At 41.9% G+C, this 16,000-nt stretch carries 19 protein-coding genes (1 of these 19 cut by a window edge); 18 read left to right on the plus strand and 1 reads right to left on the minus strand.

Features of this window, described 5'->3' with window-relative positions; genetic code table 11:
• From ACZ5AE_RS00180 to rsmI, 9 genes are all read left to right on the plus strand, one after another.
• Nucleotides 1–721, plus strand: partial view of an aminotransferase class I/II-fold pyridoxal phosphate-dependent enzyme gene (locus tag ACZ5AE_RS00180; protein ID WP_464568426.1) — the 3' portion only. Its footprint begins 719 nt before the window's first position; the window shows 721 of its 1,440 coding nt (coding positions 720–1,440); its start codon lies off the left edge, out of view; the stop codon is at nt 719–721.
• A 26-nt stretch (nt 722–747) separates the two neighbouring features.
• The gene (gene tmk, locus ACZ5AE_RS00185) at nt 748–1,383 is read left to right on the plus strand and encodes a dTMP kinase (RefSeq protein WP_464568428.1); all 636 of its coding nucleotides are present in this window, start codon (nt 748–750) and stop codon (nt 1,381–1,383) included.
• A gap of 120 nt (nt 1,384–1,503) precedes the next feature.
• The gene (locus ACZ5AE_RS00190) at nt 1,504–1,833 is read left to right on the plus strand and encodes a cyclic-di-AMP receptor (RefSeq protein WP_213121161.1); all 330 of its coding nucleotides are present in this window, start codon (nt 1,504–1,506) and stop codon (nt 1,831–1,833) included.
• A 31-nt stretch (nt 1,834–1,864) separates the two neighbouring features.
• On the plus strand, nt 1,865–2,863 hold the full coding sequence (holB, locus tag ACZ5AE_RS00195; RefSeq protein WP_464568430.1) for a DNA polymerase III subunit delta': 999 nt from the start codon (nt 1,865–1,867) through the stop codon (nt 2,861–2,863).
• Between the two features lie 2 nt (nt 2,864–2,865).
• Nucleotides 2,866–3,693, plus strand: a complete 828-nt coding sequence (locus tag ACZ5AE_RS00200; RefSeq protein WP_213121159.1) for a PSP1 domain-containing protein — start codon at nt 2,866–2,868, stop codon at nt 3,691–3,693.
• A gap of 13 nt (nt 3,694–3,706) precedes the next feature.
• Nucleotides 3,707–4,081, plus strand: coding sequence for a DNA replication initiation control protein YabA (gene yabA / locus ACZ5AE_RS00205; RefSeq protein WP_464568432.1), 375 nt, complete (start codon nt 3,707–3,709; stop codon nt 4,079–4,081).
• A gap of 61 nt (nt 4,082–4,142) precedes the next feature.
• Nucleotides 4,143–4,886 (plus strand): tRNA1(Val) (adenine(37)-N6)-methyltransferase, encoded by a 744-nt coding sequence (locus tag ACZ5AE_RS00210; protein WP_464568434.1) that lies wholly within the window; start codon nt 4,143–4,145, stop codon nt 4,884–4,886.
• Nucleotides 4,873–5,160 carry a GIY-YIG nuclease family protein gene (locus tag ACZ5AE_RS00215; RefSeq protein ID WP_464568436.1) on the plus strand — a complete coding sequence of 96 codons (288 nt, stop codon included), beginning with the start codon at nt 4,873–4,875 and terminating at the stop codon, nt 5,158–5,160. Before ACZ5AE_RS00210 ends, ACZ5AE_RS00215 begins: the two co-directional genes overlap by 14 nt.
• Complete coding sequence (rsmI, locus tag ACZ5AE_RS00220) at nt 5,138–6,016, plus strand: 16S rRNA (cytidine(1402)-2'-O)-methyltransferase (protein WP_464573493.1); 879 nt, start codon at nt 5,138–5,140, stop codon at nt 6,014–6,016. The genes ACZ5AE_RS00215 and rsmI overlap by 23 nt, the downstream gene beginning before the upstream one ends.
• Before the next feature lie 74 nt (nt 6,017–6,090).
• Here rsmI and ACZ5AE_RS00225 read toward each other — a convergent pair whose 3' ends face one another.
• Nucleotides 6,091–6,375 (minus strand): AbrB/MazE/SpoVT family DNA-binding domain-containing protein, encoded by a 285-nt coding sequence (locus ACZ5AE_RS00225; RefSeq protein WP_423800287.1) that lies wholly within the window; start codon nt 6,373–6,375, stop codon nt 6,091–6,093.
• A gap of 483 nt (nt 6,376–6,858) precedes the next feature.
• Here ACZ5AE_RS00225 and metG point away from each other — a divergent pair, with 483 nt between their 5' ends.
• The 9 genes from metG (at nt 6,859) to ispE (ending at nt 15,987) form a co-directional block, all read left to right on the plus strand.
• The gene (metG, locus tag ACZ5AE_RS00230) at nt 6,859–8,817 is read left to right on the plus strand and encodes a methionine--tRNA ligase (RefSeq protein WP_464568439.1); all 1,959 of its coding nucleotides are present in this window, start codon (nt 6,859–6,861) and stop codon (nt 8,815–8,817) included.
• A 327-nt stretch (nt 8,818–9,144) separates the two neighbouring features.
• Nucleotides 9,145–9,912: a TatD family hydrolase gene (locus ACZ5AE_RS00235; RefSeq protein ID WP_464568441.1), complete on the plus strand. Its 768-nt coding sequence runs from the start codon at nt 9,145–9,147 to the stop codon at nt 9,910–9,912.
• A gap of 237 nt (nt 9,913–10,149) precedes the next feature.
• Nucleotides 10,150–11,334, plus strand: a complete 1,185-nt coding sequence (locus tag ACZ5AE_RS00240; RefSeq protein ID WP_464568443.1) for a ubiquitin-like domain-containing protein — start codon at nt 10,150–10,152, stop codon at nt 11,332–11,334.
• 183 nt (nt 11,335–11,517) lie between these two features.
• On the plus strand, nt 11,518–12,078 hold the full coding sequence (gene rnmV / locus ACZ5AE_RS00245; RefSeq protein ID WP_464568445.1) for a ribonuclease M5: 561 nt from the start codon (nt 11,518–11,520) through the stop codon (nt 12,076–12,078).
• Entirely contained in the window at nt 12,071–12,949 is an 879-nt protein-coding gene (gene rsmA, locus ACZ5AE_RS00250) for a 16S rRNA (adenine(1518)-N(6)/adenine(1519)-N(6))-dimethyltransferase RsmA (RefSeq protein WP_464568447.1), read from the plus strand. Before rnmV ends, rsmA begins: the two co-directional genes overlap by 8 nt.
• Nucleotides 12,950–13,085: 136 nt before the next feature.
• Nucleotides 13,086–13,967, plus strand: coding sequence for a sporulation peptidase YabG (gene yabG, locus ACZ5AE_RS00255; protein WP_464568449.1), 882 nt, complete (start codon nt 13,086–13,088; stop codon nt 13,965–13,967).
• A 243-nt stretch (nt 13,968–14,210) separates the two neighbouring features.
• Nucleotides 14,211–14,474: a biofilm formation stimulator Veg gene (gene veg / locus ACZ5AE_RS00260; protein WP_213121148.1), complete on the plus strand. Its 264-nt coding sequence runs from the start codon at nt 14,211–14,213 to the stop codon at nt 14,472–14,474.
• A 118-nt stretch (nt 14,475–14,592) separates the two neighbouring features.
• Nucleotides 14,593–14,781, plus strand: a complete 189-nt coding sequence (locus ACZ5AE_RS00265; protein WP_464568451.1) for a small, acid-soluble spore protein, alpha/beta type — start codon at nt 14,593–14,595, stop codon at nt 14,779–14,781.
• A gap of 336 nt (nt 14,782–15,117) precedes the next feature.
• Entirely contained in the window at nt 15,118–15,987 is an 870-nt protein-coding gene (gene ispE / locus ACZ5AE_RS00270; RefSeq protein ID WP_464568453.1) for a 4-(cytidine 5'-diphospho)-2-C-methyl-D-erythritol kinase, read from the plus strand.
• Nucleotides 15,988–16,000 lie beyond the last annotated feature (13 nt).

Consider the following 16,000-nt stretch of genomic DNA (forward strand, 5'->3'; position numbering starts at 1 on the left):
TAGCTGCCTCCGTAAGAATAATAAAGTCAAGGATTACTTGGAAATGTTTCAGTCCAGCAGCCCTTCCTATCCGATAATGGCATCGTTGGATTTGGCGAGAGCCTACCTGGCAGCCTATGAGCAGAGGGATTTAGAATATTTACAAAGAGAGATTCATTTATTTAAAAAGGACTTGGCTGATGTTTCCGCGATTAAGGTGTTAGACTACCCAAATCAGCATGGGGATTTAATAAAAATCACTCTTCAGTCACGGAGCAAATTAAGTGGCTTTGAGCTGCAGAAAAGGTTGGAGGAATACTCCATTTTTACAGAATTAGCTGATCCAAATAATGTCCTTTTCGTTCTTCCGTTACTGAAGAGTGGCGAAAAGTATCCCTTTAGGGAAACTGCTGTAAAAATAAAAGCTGTTCTTAAAGACGTTTCTTGTAGTGAAATAAAGGAAGAATATCAATTAAGTAATGATCGAATTTCTGAGTTAGCTATTCCTATCAAAAGGATGGGCGATTACGAGGAGCAGGAAATCTCTATTTCTGAAGCAGAGGACAAGGTCTGTGCGGAAACAATTATTCCTTATCCTCCTGGGATTCCGTTGTTGTTAAAAGGAGAGCGAATCACTGCTGAAAAGCTAAGCCGGTTACATAAGCTGATGAAAACGGGGGCAAGGTTTCAAGGTGGTTCCTTATTAAGAAAAAGTATGCTAAAGGTTTTTCGGACAACTTAAGATATACATTTTTGGAGGTTTCATTGATGACGAACGGAACATTTATTACATTCGAGGGCCCGGATGGGGCAGGCAAGACTACAATCCTCAGTATGGTTGCTGAGCAGCTGCCTAAGGCAATGGTTACAAGGGAACCTGGCGGCATTGATATTGCGGAACAAATCCGCCGCGTCATTTTGGCAAAAGAAAATACGGCCATGGACCCACGTACGGAAGCGCTGCTCTATGCAGCCGCAAGAAGACAGCATTTAATTGAAAAAGTAAAGCCGGCCTTAGAAGAGGGAAAAGTTGTCTTGTGCGACCGTTTCGTTGACAGCTCCCTGGCTTATCAGGGCTATGCACGGGGATTGGGAATTGATGAAGTATGGACGATTAACCAATTTGCGATTGCAAAGATGATGCCGGATTTGACCATCTACTTTGATATTGAACCAGAAGCGGGGCTTGAGCGAATTAATAAGAATAAAGGCAGAGAAGTAAACCGCTTGGATCTTGAAAACCTGGAGTTTCACCAAAAGGTGAGAGAAGGCTATCATATTATTTTAGACCGATTCCCCAGCCGGATTATCAAACTTGATGCTTCAGGAACAATCGAAGATGTTCTTCAACAAACACTCGAAATAATCAAATCAAAACTAACTGAAAAAAGGCCTTCGCTATAAGGCCTTTTTTTTGCTAGCAAAGAAAACCTTTCTAATTAATGCGAATGTAAGTCCCAAAAGAAACTGTTATAATATAGGGTAAGTAATGCCGGAAAATCTAAAGGAGAGGGTGGAGTAATTATGAAACTTATTATTGCGGTGGTTCAAGACCAGGACAGTAATCGTTTGTCAAAGGCGTTGGTGGAAAATAATTTTAGAGCAACAAAGCTGGCCAGTACTGGCGGGTTTTTAAAATCTGGAAACACCACTTTCATAATCGGTACTGAAGATATTCGTGTTGACCGGGCTCTTCAAATTATAAAGGATAACTGCCGAGCCCGCGACCAACTGGTGTCACCTGTTTCACCAATGGGCGGCAATGCCGACTCTTATGTCCCTTATCCAGTAGAAGTCGAGGTTGGCGGGGCGACGGTTTTCGTGCTGCCGATTGAGCAGTTTTTACACTTTTAAAATCTTATTCCTTAGTTAGTGAGTGATAATCTTGGTGAAAACCTGGGATCAATTGGAGGAACTGCAGCCGGCGGTTCTCCGAATGTTAAAAAATAGCTTATTAAAAAATCGGGTGGCTCACGCTTACCTTTTTGAGGGCATGAGAGGGACGGGGAAAAAAGAAATCGCTGAACTTCTAACCAGGGCTCTTTTCTGTGAATCTCTAATTGAGGGCTATAAACCTTGTGAGAACTGTAGCAGCTGCCGGCGTATCATTAGCGGGAATCATCCAGATGTGCACATTATCGAGCCAGAAGGTCAGTCTATTAAGGTGGAACAAATCAGAAACCTTCAGGCGGAGTTTTCCAAAAAAGGAGTAGAGTCCTTAAAAAAGGTCTATATGCTAGTTCACGCAGATAAGATGAGCGTAAGTGCTGCCAATAGCCTTCTTAAATTTCTGGAGGAACCAAATGCCGAAACGGCAGCATTATTATTAACTGAACAGCCTCAGAAAATCCTTCCGACGATTCTCTCAAGATGCCAGGCTTTAACATTCCAACCACTATCGCCGCAAAAAATGGTAAGTCAGTTGGTTGAAAACGGTGTAACAATGCAAAAAGCCCCAATACTTGCACAGTTGACTAACAGTCTGGATGAGGCGCTAGAATTAAATGTCGATGAATGGTTTGCACAAGCCCAAAAAATAGTGGTAAAATTATATGAGGTGTTAGAAAAAAATTCGCTCGAAGCGATGGTCACGCTTCAGACAGATTGGTTCTTGCACTTTAAAGAGAAGGAACAAATTCAACGTGGGTTAGACTTATTACTTCTTATTTTTAAAGATTTACTATATATACAATTAGATAAGCAGGAGCAAATTGCTTTTCAAAATGAAGTGGAACGCATGAGGCAGTTTGCTCTAAGAACATCAAGGCGGCGCTTAACGGCTCAAATGTCAGCTATTCTCGAAGCTAAGAGAAAGCTTGCTGCGAACATGAATCCTCAGCTGATGATGGAACAGCTTGTGCTTAAATTGCAGGAGGGATCTTGAATTTGTATGATGTTGTAGGAGTACGCTTTAAAAAAGCGGGGAAAATCTATTATTTTGATCCTGGAGACCTCCCAATTCAAAAAGATGACTTTGTCATTGTCGAAACCGTCCGCGGGGTGGAATATGGCAGGGCTGTGATACCCCGGAAGCGGGTTGAGGAACATGATGTGGTCCTTCCGCTAAAAAAGGTCGTTAGGATCGCGGATCAGAAGGATCGGATGATTGTCGAGGAAAATAAGCAGGCGGCCCAGGAAGCCTATGAGGTTTGTAATGAAAAAGTAACTGAACATCAACTGGATATGAAACTGGTGGATGTTGAATATACATTTGATCGCAATAAAATTATTTTCTATTTTACTGCGGATGGACGAGTTGATTTTCGTGAGCTTGTCAAGGATTTGGCAGCCATATTTCGGACGCGGATTGAATTGCGCCAAATTGGAGTGCGTGATGAAGCAAAGATGCTTGGCGGGATTGGCCCGTGCGGAAGAATGCTGTGCTGTTCCACTTTCCTAGGGGATTTTGACCCTGTTTCGATTAAAATGGCAAAGGACCAAAATCTATCTTTAAACCCTACCAAAATTTCAGGTTTATGCGGCCGGCTTATGTGCTGCTTAAAATATGAAAATGATGAATACGAATCTGCTAAAGAACAGCTGCCAGATTTAGGAGAAGTCATTGAAACTCCTAATGGCAGGGGAAAAGTGGTAGGTTTAAATATTTTAGAGCGGGTTCTTCAGGTAGAATTGACAGAACAGGAGCGAGTTCTGGAATATACACTAGACGAAATCATTAAAGAAGGTGCCTTTTCGATACAATCCACAGATTAATGAGGTGGAAGGCGTGGATAAAAAAGAGATATTTGAATCAGTAAGTAATATGGAAACACAAATTGGCCATCTTTACCAGCAGCTCGGGGAATTAAAGGAGCACTTAGCTGAAATACTAGAAGAAAATCATTGTTTAAAGCTTGAAAATGAGCATTTAAGACGCCGTTTAGATGTAACCACGGAAGCTGAAAAGAAGGATAGCAGCAAAAAGGCAGAGGAAGCGGCTCAAAACCCTTCACCAAATGTAAAGCCGTTTGATGTCGGGGAAGGATATGATAATCTAGCTCGCCTTTATCAAGAGGGATTTCATATCTGCAATCTACATTTTGGCAGTTTGCGCAAGGAAGGCGACTGTTTATTCTGCCTATCTTTTCTAAATAAGAAATAACCTTAAGAGGCTGACTTTTCATCAGCCTCTATTTTCATACTTTGATAAGGAATGAATAAACATGATTAACTTGAAGGATGATGAACGCCTAGATTATTTGCTGGCCGAGAACTTAAGGATTATTCAAAGTCCATCTGTATTTGCGTTTTCACTGGATGCAGTCCTTTTGGCGAAGTTTGTTTATGTCCCCATCCAAAAAGGAAACCTTATCGACCTTTGCAGCGGCAACGGGGTTATTCCGCTATTTTTAAGTGCCAGGACAAAAGGCAAAATTACAGGGGTGGAGATTCAGGAACGCCTTTACGATATGGCAGTCAGAAGTATTGAGTATAATAGCCTTGAAAATAGGCTCGAGATGATTCTTGGGGACATTAAGGATATGCCGAAAAAATTGGGATACGGGAAATTTGATGTGGTAACTTGCAATCCTCCTTATTTTACGACACCCTCAAAGGGAGAAATTAACCCAAATGAACATTTGGCGATCGCCCGTCATGAAATTCTCTGTACGCTAGAGGATGCTATTAAGGCATCAAGCGACCTTGTCAGGCAAGGTGGGAAAGTAGCGTTTGTACACCGCCCGGGGCGGCTATTGGATATTGTAACGTTAATGCGTCACTATAGACTGGAGCCGAAGAGAATCCAATTTGTTTACCCAAAATTGGGCAAGGAAGCCAATACAATATTAGTTGAAGCCATTAAGGATGGAAGTCCGGATCTAAAAATTCTTCCACCGCTGATCGTTTATCAAGATAATGATGAATATACACCAGAAATAAGAGAGATTTTATATGGAGAAAAGTGAGCATTATTTTTATGTGCTGACCTGCAGGGATGGCAGCTTCTATGGGGGCTACACTAATAACCTAGAACGCAGAATTCAGCTTCACAATGATGGAAAAGGGGCCAAGTATACAAGGGGCCGCGGCCCGGTTAAACTGACGTATTATAAGGGCTTTAATAATAAAGGTGATGCACTAAGAGCGGAATATCATTTTAAAAAGCTGACACGGAAACAAAAGTTGGATTTTTTAGTGAGAGAGATAGGTGATGATGATGTGGCAGCAAAAGAGCTTTGAGAATGAGGAGCATAAGGGAATTCTCTATTTGGTACCGACCCCAATTGGAAATTTGGAGGATATGAGCTTTCGCGCCGTACGGATCTTAAAAGAGGCAGACCTGATTGCCGCCGAGGATACAAGAAATACAAAAAAACTGTTGAATTACTTTGAAATTGACACCCCGCTGGTAAGCTACCATGAACATAACAAAGGAACAAGCGGGGAAAAGCTGATTCAAAGGTTAAATGATGGCGCCAAGATTGCATTAGTGAGCGATGCCGGTACACCTGCCATTTCCGACCCTGGCTATGAGCTTGTCGTGCAAGCTACAGCTGAAATGCTGACGGTTGTGCCGCTGCCTGGAGCAAATGCGGGGATCACTTCGCTAATTGCCTCGGGACTTGTCTGCCAGCCATTCTATTTTTATGGATTTCTGCCCCGCGGCAAAAAGGAAAAACGGGAGCAATTAGAAGGATTAAAGCGACAAACGGCTACCATCATATTTTATGAAGCCCCGCATAGGCTGAAGGAAACGTTAGCCCTCATGCTTGAAGTCCTTGGCAGCCGGAAGGTCGCCCTTTGCCGAGAACTGACAAAAAAGTTTGAGGAGTTTATCAGGGGGAATCTCGAAGAGGCCCTACAATGGGCTAATGAAGAGGAAATCCGCGGAGAATTCTGCGTCATCGTGGAAGGAACCAGCGAATTACCAGAGCCCGAGGAGGCTGCTTGGTGGGAGCAGTTAACGATTGAAGAACATGTTGCACACTACATAACTGAAAAGGATATGTCCTCTAAAGATGCCATTAAACAAACGGCGAAGGACAGAGGAATAAATAAACGGGAAGTTTATCAGGCTTACCATATTGAAACATAAAAAGAGGCTGACAAAAATGTCAGCCTATTGATCTATTTATAAAAGAAGAGATTACCTTTGATAAGTAAGTCTTCTTATTTTACTAATTCAAAATTGCTTTGGATTTCTTTGATTAACTGCTCTGCACCTTCACGGCTTAGAATTAACTTTCCGCCAGCAAGAGCAAGATTATCATCAGAAACCTCACCAGTGATTTGGCAAGTCATATTTGGCTTGTATTTTTTTAAAATAATGCGATCATCATCAACATAGATTTCAAGAGCATCTTTTTCGGCAATTCCAAGTGTACGTCTTAATTCGATTGGAATAACCACGCGGCCTAATTCATCAACCTTACGAACGATACCAGTAGATTTCATTTTATTAATCTCCTCTCACTATTAAACAATTATTTTTTCTTCTTTATTATTCGTCATTATTCGACAAAAATTTTATATACTCATAATACCAGCGTTTCCCAAATCCGTCAATTATTTAATTTTGAAAAATAATGAGGAATTTTTACCCAGTTGAAAAAAGTTGATTTAATAAGTGATTTTTGATTTATTTTCAATAATTACTATCATTAATACTATAGATAACTAGTATTTGTCGTTAGACATGAATTCGACAATTCGACAAAATTCTACAAAAACCATTCTTATTTCAAAAATAAGTTTCGTAGTTTACGGGCAATTTATGGGTGTATTTTGGAAAAAACTTTTAAAAAATGGAATCCCTCAAAATTTCGGTTTCTTGCACAAAAACGTAATTTTCGGTATATTTTGATGTTAGAGACCAATAAAAAAGGGCAATAATGTTTAGATGGGGATTAATGGTCTATTACTAGAGGAGTGATACAAATGGAGGGAAAATCTTTTTATATAACGACACCGATTTATTATCCAAGCGGTAATTTACATATTGGACATGCCTATACGACGGTTGCGGGCGATGCAATGGCCCGATATAAGCGATTGCGCGGATTTGATGTAAGATATCTAACAGGTACTGATGAGCACGGACAAAAAATTCAGCGCAAAGCACTAGAATTAGGTGTGACCCCGCAGGCCTATGTCGATGAAATTGTTGGCGGAATTAAAGAGCTTTGGCAAAAGCTTGATATTTCCTATGATGATTTTATTCGGACAACAGAGGATAGGCATAAACGGGTTGTCGAAAAGATTTTTGCCAGACTACTTGAGCAGGGCGATATTTATTTGGATCAATATGAAGGATGGTACTGTACGCCTTGTGAATCGTTTTTTACTGACCGTCAGCTTGTTGACGGGAACTGCCCGGATTGCGGCCGCCCGGTAGAAAAGGTAAAGGAAGAATCATACTTTTTCAGAATGAGCAAGTATGTGGATAGGCTTCTGCGTTATTATGAAGAGAATCCCGAATTTATCCAGCCGGAATCCCGCAAGAATGAAATGATCAACAACTTCATTAAGCCGGGACTTGAGGATTTGGCTGTTTCACGTACAACCTTTGACTGGGGCATAAAGGTGCCGGGGGATCCAAAGCATGTAATCTATGTCTGGATTGATGCACTTTCCAATTATATTACCGCACTTGGTTATGGCACAGAAAAAGACACTAACTATTTAAAATACTGGCCGGCAGATGTCCATTTAGTCGGTAAAGAAATTGTTCGTTTCCACACCATTTATTGGCCAATTATGCTGATGGCCCTGGATATCCCGCTGCCAAAGAAAGTATTCGCGCATGGGTGGCTGTTAATGAAGGATGGGAAAATGTCGAAGTCAAAGGGAAATGTGGTTGATCCAGTGACATTGATTGACCGCTATGGCCTTGATGCGCTTCGCTACTATCTGTTACGTGAGGTTCCTTTTGGAGCAGATGGTGTCTTCACTCCGGAAGGGTTTATCGAAAGAATCAATTTTGATTTGGCGAACGACCTCGGAAACCTCCTGAATCGGACTGTGGCGATGATTGAAAAATACTTTAATGGGATTATTCCCGACTATGCAGGATCTGTTGGTGAATTCGATGAATCATTGCTTCAAACAAATCAGGAAACGATTACTAAGTATGAAGAAGCCATGGAGAAAATGGAGTTTTCTGTTGCATTAAGTTCCGTTTGGCAGCTAGTCAGCAGGACAAATAAATATATTGATGAAACACAGCCTTGGACGTTAGCGAAGGATGAGGCAAAGAAAAGCGAGCTTGCCAGCGTGATGGTTCATCTAGCGGAATCGCTGCGCCGAATTGGCATTCTTCTTCAGCCCTTCTTGACCCGTACACCGAATGGGATCTTTAAACAGTTAGGAATTAACGATGAAGCATTAAAGACATGGGAAAGCCTTGAATCATTTGGCAATATCCCTAGTGGGACAAAAGTTGAAAAAGATGCCCCATTGTTTCCAAGACTAGAAATCGCTGAGGAAGTTGAATTTATCAAGGCAAAGATGCAAGGCGGAACAGCTCCTGCTCCCGCAGCAGAAGAAAAGAAAGAGGAGAAGCCGGAAGAACTCGCTGAAGTCACCATTGATGACTTTATGAAAATTGATCTGCGTGTAGCGGAGGTAATCCAGGCAGAACCTATTAAGAAGGCTGATAAATTATTAAAGCTGCAGTTGGATTTAGGCTATGAAAAACGCCAGGTTGTATCAGGGATTGCCCAATACTACAAACCAGAAGAATTGTTGGGGCGTAAGGTTATCTGCATCACAAACCTTAAACCGGTTAAACTTCGCGGTGAATTATCACAAGGAATGATCTTGGCCGGCTCAAAAGATGGACAATTATCACTTGCCACAGTAGACCAAACACTTCCAAATGGTTCAAAGGTAAAGTAAATATGAAAGCGCCTAGTTTAGGCGCTTTTACTTTTAGGGATGTCTAGCTACGGCGCCTAGGGGCTTGCAGGTCTACAGCCAATCCGTCAAGAAGGCTCGACTTATGCCTGGCTAACAGAAAGCTAACGCTTTCTGTACGTGTTAAGGGAGACTAATCTCAGGCTGTGCTCTCGCTTGCCAGTCGATAAGTCTCCCTATATCGCCCCTGGTCAAGGTGCCTCCGCTTTTCGGTGTTCCACGTGAAACAAATTTCGTGGAAATTTCCCTTTTTTCGTGTTTATGCAGAAAAGAGAAATATGTTGAAGAAAAAGGAAAGAAGGGGATAAGATGTTATTCGACACACATGCCCATTTAAACGCAGAACAGTTTAATGAGGACCTTGAAGAGGTAATTGCAAGGGCTCAGGAAACAGGAGTAACAAATATGGTAGTAGTGGGCTTTGACCGTCCTACCATTACCAGAGCGATGGAATTGGCAGAAACCTATGAGTTTATTTATGCCTGCGTCGGCTGGCATCCTGTAGATGCCATTGATATGACAGAAGAAGACCTAAAGTGGATTGAGGAGCTTGCCGCACATCCAAAGGTAGTCGCAATTGGCGAGATGGGCTTGGATTATCATTGGGACAAGTCGCCTAAGGATATTCAAAAAGAGGTGTTCAGGAAGCAAATTCGGCTGGCTAAAAAAGTGAAGCTGCCAATTGTCATCCACAACCGAGAAGCAACTCATGATATTGTTGAAATCTTAAAGGAGGAAGGTGCGGCAGAAGTTGGCGGGATCATGCATTGCTTTAGCGGCAGCTTAGAGACAGCGAAAGAATGTGTGAAAATGAACTTTTATATATCGCTGGGCGGCCCTGTTACCTTTAAAAACGCTAAAAAGCCAAAGGAGGTAGCTGCTGAAATTCCGCTTGATAAGTTGTTAATTGAAACAGACTGCCCGTATTTGGCGCCGCATCCTTACCGAGGAAAACGAAATGAACCAAGCTATGTAAAGTTGGTTGCCGAGCAAATTGCCGAAATAAAGGGATTGACGTATGAAGAGGTAGGCGAGGTAACGACACAAAATGCTAAAAAATGTTTCGCCATAAACTGATAGGGAAAATTGTCGAAACAGTAAGAAGCTTGTCCAAATTTTTTCAGATAACAAAAAGTTCTACACGTCTCCTTTTCAACATAGGATAACCGTGTCGATAAGTTTTCCTTTGCAAAGTTTCCAGATATGTGCATAATTAGGAATATGTTCTCAGGATATGCAAGGGTTGACAGCCGGCGGCATGGTTTCACTATATCTCCATAAGAAAAGGAGGCGTTTTTCATCGTATTCAAAAACATGAAAAGCCTGTTTTTCCGGTCTTGGAGTGCGAGAAATTTGACTATTGCTTTTGCTAGTTTCGTAGTTTTGCTAACAACTCTTGGAATTCTTTTTTATGAAGGATCAAAGAAAACGGTGGCAATTACTCTTAATGGCGAACAAAAGGTCATCAAAACACATGCAGATACCATTAAGGAATTATTGGATGAACTGGATGTTTCAATGCGCTCCCAAGACTACTTGTATCCAAAGGCGAGTACGAAGGTGAATGAAAACCTTCATATCGTCTGGCTGCAAGCGAAACAGGTTACCATTGTCAAGAACAACGAGAAGAAAACGATCTGGACTACAGCCGAGACTGTAGCGGAGGCTTTGAAAGAACAACATATTGTTTTAAAAGAGCATGATAAAGTTTCACCCGGACCGCAAACGGCAATCAAAAATAAGATGAAAATCAGCTTCGCAAAGGCCTTTCATCTGACATTTATCGACGGCGGAAATGAGCAAGCAGTCTGGTCCACTTCGACTACGGTCGCTGACTTTTTAACGCAGCAGGGCACCAAACTAAACGATTTAGACCGAGTTGAACCGCCATTAACAGAAACCATAGCAGAAAATGGTGTTGTTAACGTTATTCGTGTCGAAAAAGTCACCGATGTAGTGGAAGAACCTGTTGAATTTGCCGTGGTTACCAAGAAGGATGAAAGCCTTGAGAAAGGGAAAGAACAGACCATCTCTCAAGGTAAAAAAGGGCTCGTTTCCAAACAATATGAAGTCCTAATCGAAAATGGTAAAGAGGTAGCAAGGAAGTTAATCAGTGAGCAGATGATTACAGCAAAGCAGGATAGGGTTGTTGCAGTCGGTACGAAGGATTTAGCCCTTCAAGTTTCCCGTGGCGAAGTTCCTCCTGCAGGAAAAGAGCTATACGTGACATCAACAGCGTATACAGCCTATTGTAATGGCTGTTCAGGAAGGACTGCAACTGGTTTTAATTTGCGCTCTAACCCGAACGCTAAAATAATTGCCGTTGATCCAAATATCATTCCGCTTGGCACGAAGGTTTATGTCGAAGGCTATGGCTATGCGATTGCTGCCGATACAGGCGGGGCCATAAAAGGGTATAAAATTGATGTCTTTATGCCCTCACAAGCAGATGCATATCGATGGGGACGTAAAAAAGTAAAGATTACGATTTTGCAATAATTCAATTTTGCGGCAGGGGGTCCCCCCTGCTTTTTTACTTTTTCGGAAAATTTCTTTATACTTAACAACGAACTCATAGGAGAGTAATTACTAAAGTTTATGAATGGTTTCGTTAATATAGACGATGGACATTACAAAAATGTTTCAACTTTTTTTCAATTTTATTTATTTTTTGGAGGCAAAATGAAAATCAAAGAATTTATTGTGGTGGAGGGAAGGGATGATACGACGGCCATTAAACGGGCAGTCGAGGCGGATACGATTGAAACAAACGGATCCGCAGTTAATCAAGCCACAATCGAAAAAATAAAACGTGCCCAGGAAACAAGGGGAGTCATTATTTTTACTGACCCAGATTATCCGGGTGAAAAAATTAGAAAAACCATTGCCGAACAGGTTCCTGGCTGTAAACATGCTTTCCTGGCAAAAGAGGATGCCCTGGCAAAAAGAGAAAAAGGAATTGGGGTTGAGCACGCCTCGCCAGATGCAATCAGGGCGGCTTTAAAAGACGCACAAATCATGCATGAAGATATTTTAGAGGAAATCAGCCAGGATGATTTAATCACTGCCGGCCTAATCGGCGGGGAAGGTGCCAAAGAACGGAGAATTCAATTAGGAAAACTATTAAAAATCGGCTATACAAACGGTAAGCAGCTGCATAAGCGTCTCATGATGTTTCAAATCAGCAAACAGGAATTTGCTGAGGCACTTAGCAAGGTACGTCAGGAGGAGAGTAATGGATAAAGATATCGCTACCCCTGTTAGAACAAGGGCTATTTTAGAAAAATACGGTTTTTCCTTTAAGAAAAGCCTTGGACAAAATTTCTTAATCGATACGAATATATTAAAAAAAATCGTCAGCTTTGCGGAGCTTACCGATGAATCAGGAGCCATTGAAATTGGCCCAGGGATCGGAGCCTTAACGGAACAGCTTGCCCGTTCGAGCAAAAAGACGGTTGCTTTTGAAATTGATCAAAGACTATTGCCAATTTTAGAAGATACCTTGTCACCATATTCGAATGTAAAAGTCATTCATAGTGATGTGTTAAAGGCTGATGTCGCGGAGGTTATTGCTGCTGAATTTGCTGGCATTTCTGATGTGATGGTGGTTGCTAATCTGCCTTATTATGTAACGACGCCGATTATTATGAAGCTGCTTGAAGAGCATTTGCCGATTCGCGGCATCGTTTGTATGCTGCAAAAGGAAGTGGCGGACCGGATCTCAGCCAAGCCTGGAACGAAGGACTACGGCTCCCTGTCCATCGCAGTTCAGTATTATACCGAAGCAGAAACCGTCATGATTGTTCCAAAAACGGTTTTTGTCCCGCAGCCTAATGTTGACTCTGCCGTGATTAGACTGACCAAACGGCCTCAACCTGCCGTCCAGGTAAAGGATGAGAACTTCTTTTTCCAGGTGACAAAAGCAAGCTTTGCTCAAAGAAGAAAAACATTATTAAACAACCTGACAAGCGGCCTTCCGGATGGCAAACAAAAGAAAGAGGAAATCCTTGCTGCTTTGGCAGCTAGCAACATTGAACCATCAAGAAGGGGAGAAACACTGTTCCTCGAAGAATTTGGCCGCTTAAGCGACGAACTGTATGCATACTTCCAATAGACCTTTTATAGGTCTATTTTTTTTTTGCAGGCAGTTGAATAGACATAAATTCTTCACAAGGACAACTATCCATGCATAGCCTATCAAAGAACCTTATTTGAAGGCCTTACCAGCGGGTCTTATTGGAGTGACGACAGTGGATATAAAAATAAATGATATTGTCGGCAGACGTTCATATAATTGCGATATTCTCTTTCGAGTTATCGATATACAAAAAATCAATGGCCAGACAGTGGCGATCCTCTATGGCGAGGATTTTCGCCTGGTGGCAGATGCCCCATATCAAGATTTGATGGTAATCAACCCAAATGAGCGGTTAAAGCTCACGAAGGAGTACAGGACGCTCGAGGAGCAATCCTTAAGGCTTTTTACACAGGATGTCGATTTATTGAGGGAGAGGCAGGAATACGAAGCCACTAGCGGATATGTAAAGTCGAGGAGCTATTTTCAAATCCCCGGAAAAGTTCTTCACCTAGATGGCGACCCTGCCTATTTAAGAAAATGCATGGCCTTATATGAAAAAATTGGTGTTCCCGTTTTGGGGATTCATTGCAATGAAAAAGAAATGCCTGCGAAAATTAGCGGCTACATGGACTATTATCGTCCCGACATTCTCGTTATCACTGGACATGATGCCTATTCAAAAGCAAAGGGGAAAATGAGCGATATCAATGCGTACCGCCATTCAAAACATTTTGTGGAAACGGTTAGAGAAGCTCGAAGGAAAGTGCCCCATTTGGACCAGCTTGTCATCTTTGCGGGAGCATGCCAATCTCATTTTGAATCGCTTATTCATGCCGGCGCAAACTTTGCCAGCTCTCCGTCTAGGATCAATATTCATGCCCTTGATCCGGTCTATATCGTCGCCAAAATCAGTTTTACCCCTTTTATGGAAAGAATCAACGTTTGGGATGTACTGAGGAATACACTTACAGGTGAAAAAGGGCTGGGAGGAATAGAAACAAAAGGAGTCCTCAGAACCGGAATGCCCTATAACCCAGTACAAGAGGAGGAATAGGCCTATTAGAATGGCGAAAAGCTAGTCATCAATAGTAAACTACTTTCGCTTTGCTCTAATGGGTTTATTTTTTCTCTTGATACATATTCCCATTCATTTCAGGCAACGCTAGAAATGTTGAAATTTAGCAAAAAAAACAGAACAAAAAATATTGACAATCTTTTTGTCGGACTGATATAATTTATATTTTTGTTTGACATAAGTATGTCAGCGTGATATACTTTACATAGTGAGGTGGACCGAATGACTAAAACCTTAGCGGATATTAAAAAATCCCTGGATTCCAATTTAGGGAAAAGGTTGTTACTAAAGGCCAACGGAGGACGTCGAAAAACAATTGAACGTTCCGGTGTCCTTGCAGAGACGTACCCATCTGTTTTTGTCATCGAACTGGATCAGGATGAGAATGCATTCGAACGAGTTTCATACAGCTATGCTGATGTTTTAACCGAAACTGTTCAAATTACCTTCTATGAAGAGGCAGCAGGAAATGCAGCTTTAAGCTAGAATATAAGCAACGCATGGCAGTAAACCACAGGTTTACTGCTTTTTGCTGTTCAAAAAGATTATTTATACCCCAAATTATCTCATACTAATAATGCTGCGCAGGAAAGGGGTTGTTTAGATGGGCAGAAGAAGAGGAATCATGTCCGAACGCTTTAAAGAAGAATTAGCAAAAGAACTTGGATTTTATGATGTTGTCCAAACAGAGGGCTGGGGCGGCATTCGGGCAAAAGATGCAGGGAACATGGTAAAACGGGCCATCGAGCTTGCGGAACAGCAGCTAATCAGCAGAAACTTGCATAAATCCTAATTCCCAAAAGAACTTCCGCTATTTATTTAAACACTTAAACGTCGCAGCAAAGCCGGAGGAACTCCTCCGGCTTTTTTCTTGGCCTGACTAGGAAAGTATAAATTCAACTACGCCTCATGAACAGCCCTATTTGACTCGCCAACCGGCGAGTTTCCAATTGCCTTAAATTATCACTTTTTTCTTATCAAAACTATGATAAAATATAAAATTTGATAGGATTCACGTCTTACAATTGTCGTTTTGTGGTAAAATAGGACAATATATGGATTCGGAAAGCAGGAATGCAGGCAAAAGGAGCCTGTCTCTTAGGATATTTGTAAAAGTAGGTGGACGAGCGTGAAGCTTTTAGTTAAAGCGCCGGCTAAAATTAATTTAGCACTGGATGTTTTACATAAACGGCCCGATGGATATCATGAGGTTGAAATGATTATGACCACCATTGATTTAGCCGACCGGGTTGAACTTTCCTTATTACAGGAGGATAAAATACATATTCTTTCTCATAATCGGTATGTACCCGATGACCAGCGTAATTTAGCCTACCAGGCTGCACTGCTGTTAAAAAATCGTTTTAATGTAAAGAGGGGTGTTTCGATCTCCATTGAAAAAACAATCCCCGTCGCGGCTGGCTTGGCTGGTGGAAGCAGCGATGCAGCCGCAACTTTAAGGGGCCTTAACAAGCTATGGAATCTTGGACTGACCTTGGATGAACTGGCTGAACTTGGCAGTGAAATTGGTTCAGATGTCTCCTTTTGTGTGTACGGTGGGACTGCGCTGGCAAAGGGTAGAGGGGAATTTATTACTGAGTTGCCGGCGCCGCCAACATGCTGGGTTATTTTGGCCAAGCCGTTCATAGGTGTCTCAACTGCTGAGGTATATCGGCGTTTGGACGTAAACGGAATCACCCACCCAAATATTAACGAAATGATCAATGCCATTGGGCATAATGACTATCAAAAGGTTTGCCAGCATGTTGGAAACGTGCTAGAGGAAGTAACTTTACGTCTTCATCCAGAGGTAGCACAAATTAAAGACCAAATGAAACGATTCGGTGCAGATGCCGTATTAATGAGCGGCAGCGGTCCAACCGTTTTTGGGCTGGTTCAGCACGATTCGAGAATGCATCGCATTTATAATGGCCTGCGCGGGTTTTGTGACCAGGTTTTTGCTGTGAGAATGTTAGGTGAACGGCATACGCTTGATTAAAGGCGCACAATAA

The sequence above is a fragment of the Neobacillus sp. S1227 genome (genome assembly GCF_055385255.1).

Coding starts and splice junctions, on each gene's coding strand:
- ACZ5AE_RS00210 (WP_464568434.1), top strand. CDS start 4,143: ATGATTAACTTGAAGGATGATGAACGCCTAGATTATTTGCTGGCCGAG.
- ACZ5AE_RS00265 (WP_464568451.1), top strand. CDS start 14,593: ATGGGCAGAAGAAGAGGAATCATGTCCGAACGCTTTAAAGAAGAATTA.
- tmk (WP_464568428.1), top strand. CDS start 748: ATGACGAACGGAACATTTATTACATTCGAGGGCCCGGATGGGGCAGGC.
- ACZ5AE_RS00190 (WP_213121161.1), top strand. CDS start 1,504: ATGAAACTTATTATTGCGGTGGTTCAAGACCAGGACAGTAATCGTTTG.
- metG (WP_464568439.1), top strand. CDS start 6,859: ATGGAGGGAAAATCTTTTTATATAACGACACCGATTTATTATCCAAGC.
- ACZ5AE_RS00215 (WP_464568436.1), top strand. CDS start 4,873: ATGGAGAAAAGTGAGCATTATTTTTATGTGCTGACCTGCAGGGATGGC.
- veg (WP_213121148.1), top strand. CDS start 14,211: ATGACTAAAACCTTAGCGGATATTAAAAAATCCCTGGATTCCAATTTA.
- ACZ5AE_RS00240 (WP_464568443.1), top strand. CDS start 10,150: ATGAAAAGCCTGTTTTTCCGGTCTTGGAGTGCGAGAAATTTGACTATT.
- ACZ5AE_RS00225 (WP_423800287.1), bottom strand. CDS start 6,375: ATGAAATCTACTGGTATCGTTCGTAAGGTTGATGAATTAGGCCGCGTG.
- rnmV (WP_464568445.1), top strand. CDS start 11,518: ATGAAAATCAAAGAATTTATTGTGGTGGAGGGAAGGGATGATACGACG.
- rsmA (WP_464568447.1), top strand. CDS start 12,071: ATGGATAAAGATATCGCTACCCCTGTTAGAACAAGGGCTATTTTAGAA.
- ACZ5AE_RS00235 (WP_464568441.1), top strand. CDS start 9,145: ATGTTATTCGACACACATGCCCATTTAAACGCAGAACAGTTTAATGAG.
- rsmI (WP_464573493.1), top strand. CDS start 5,138: ATGTGGCAGCAAAAGAGCTTTGAGAATGAGGAGCATAAGGGAATTCTC.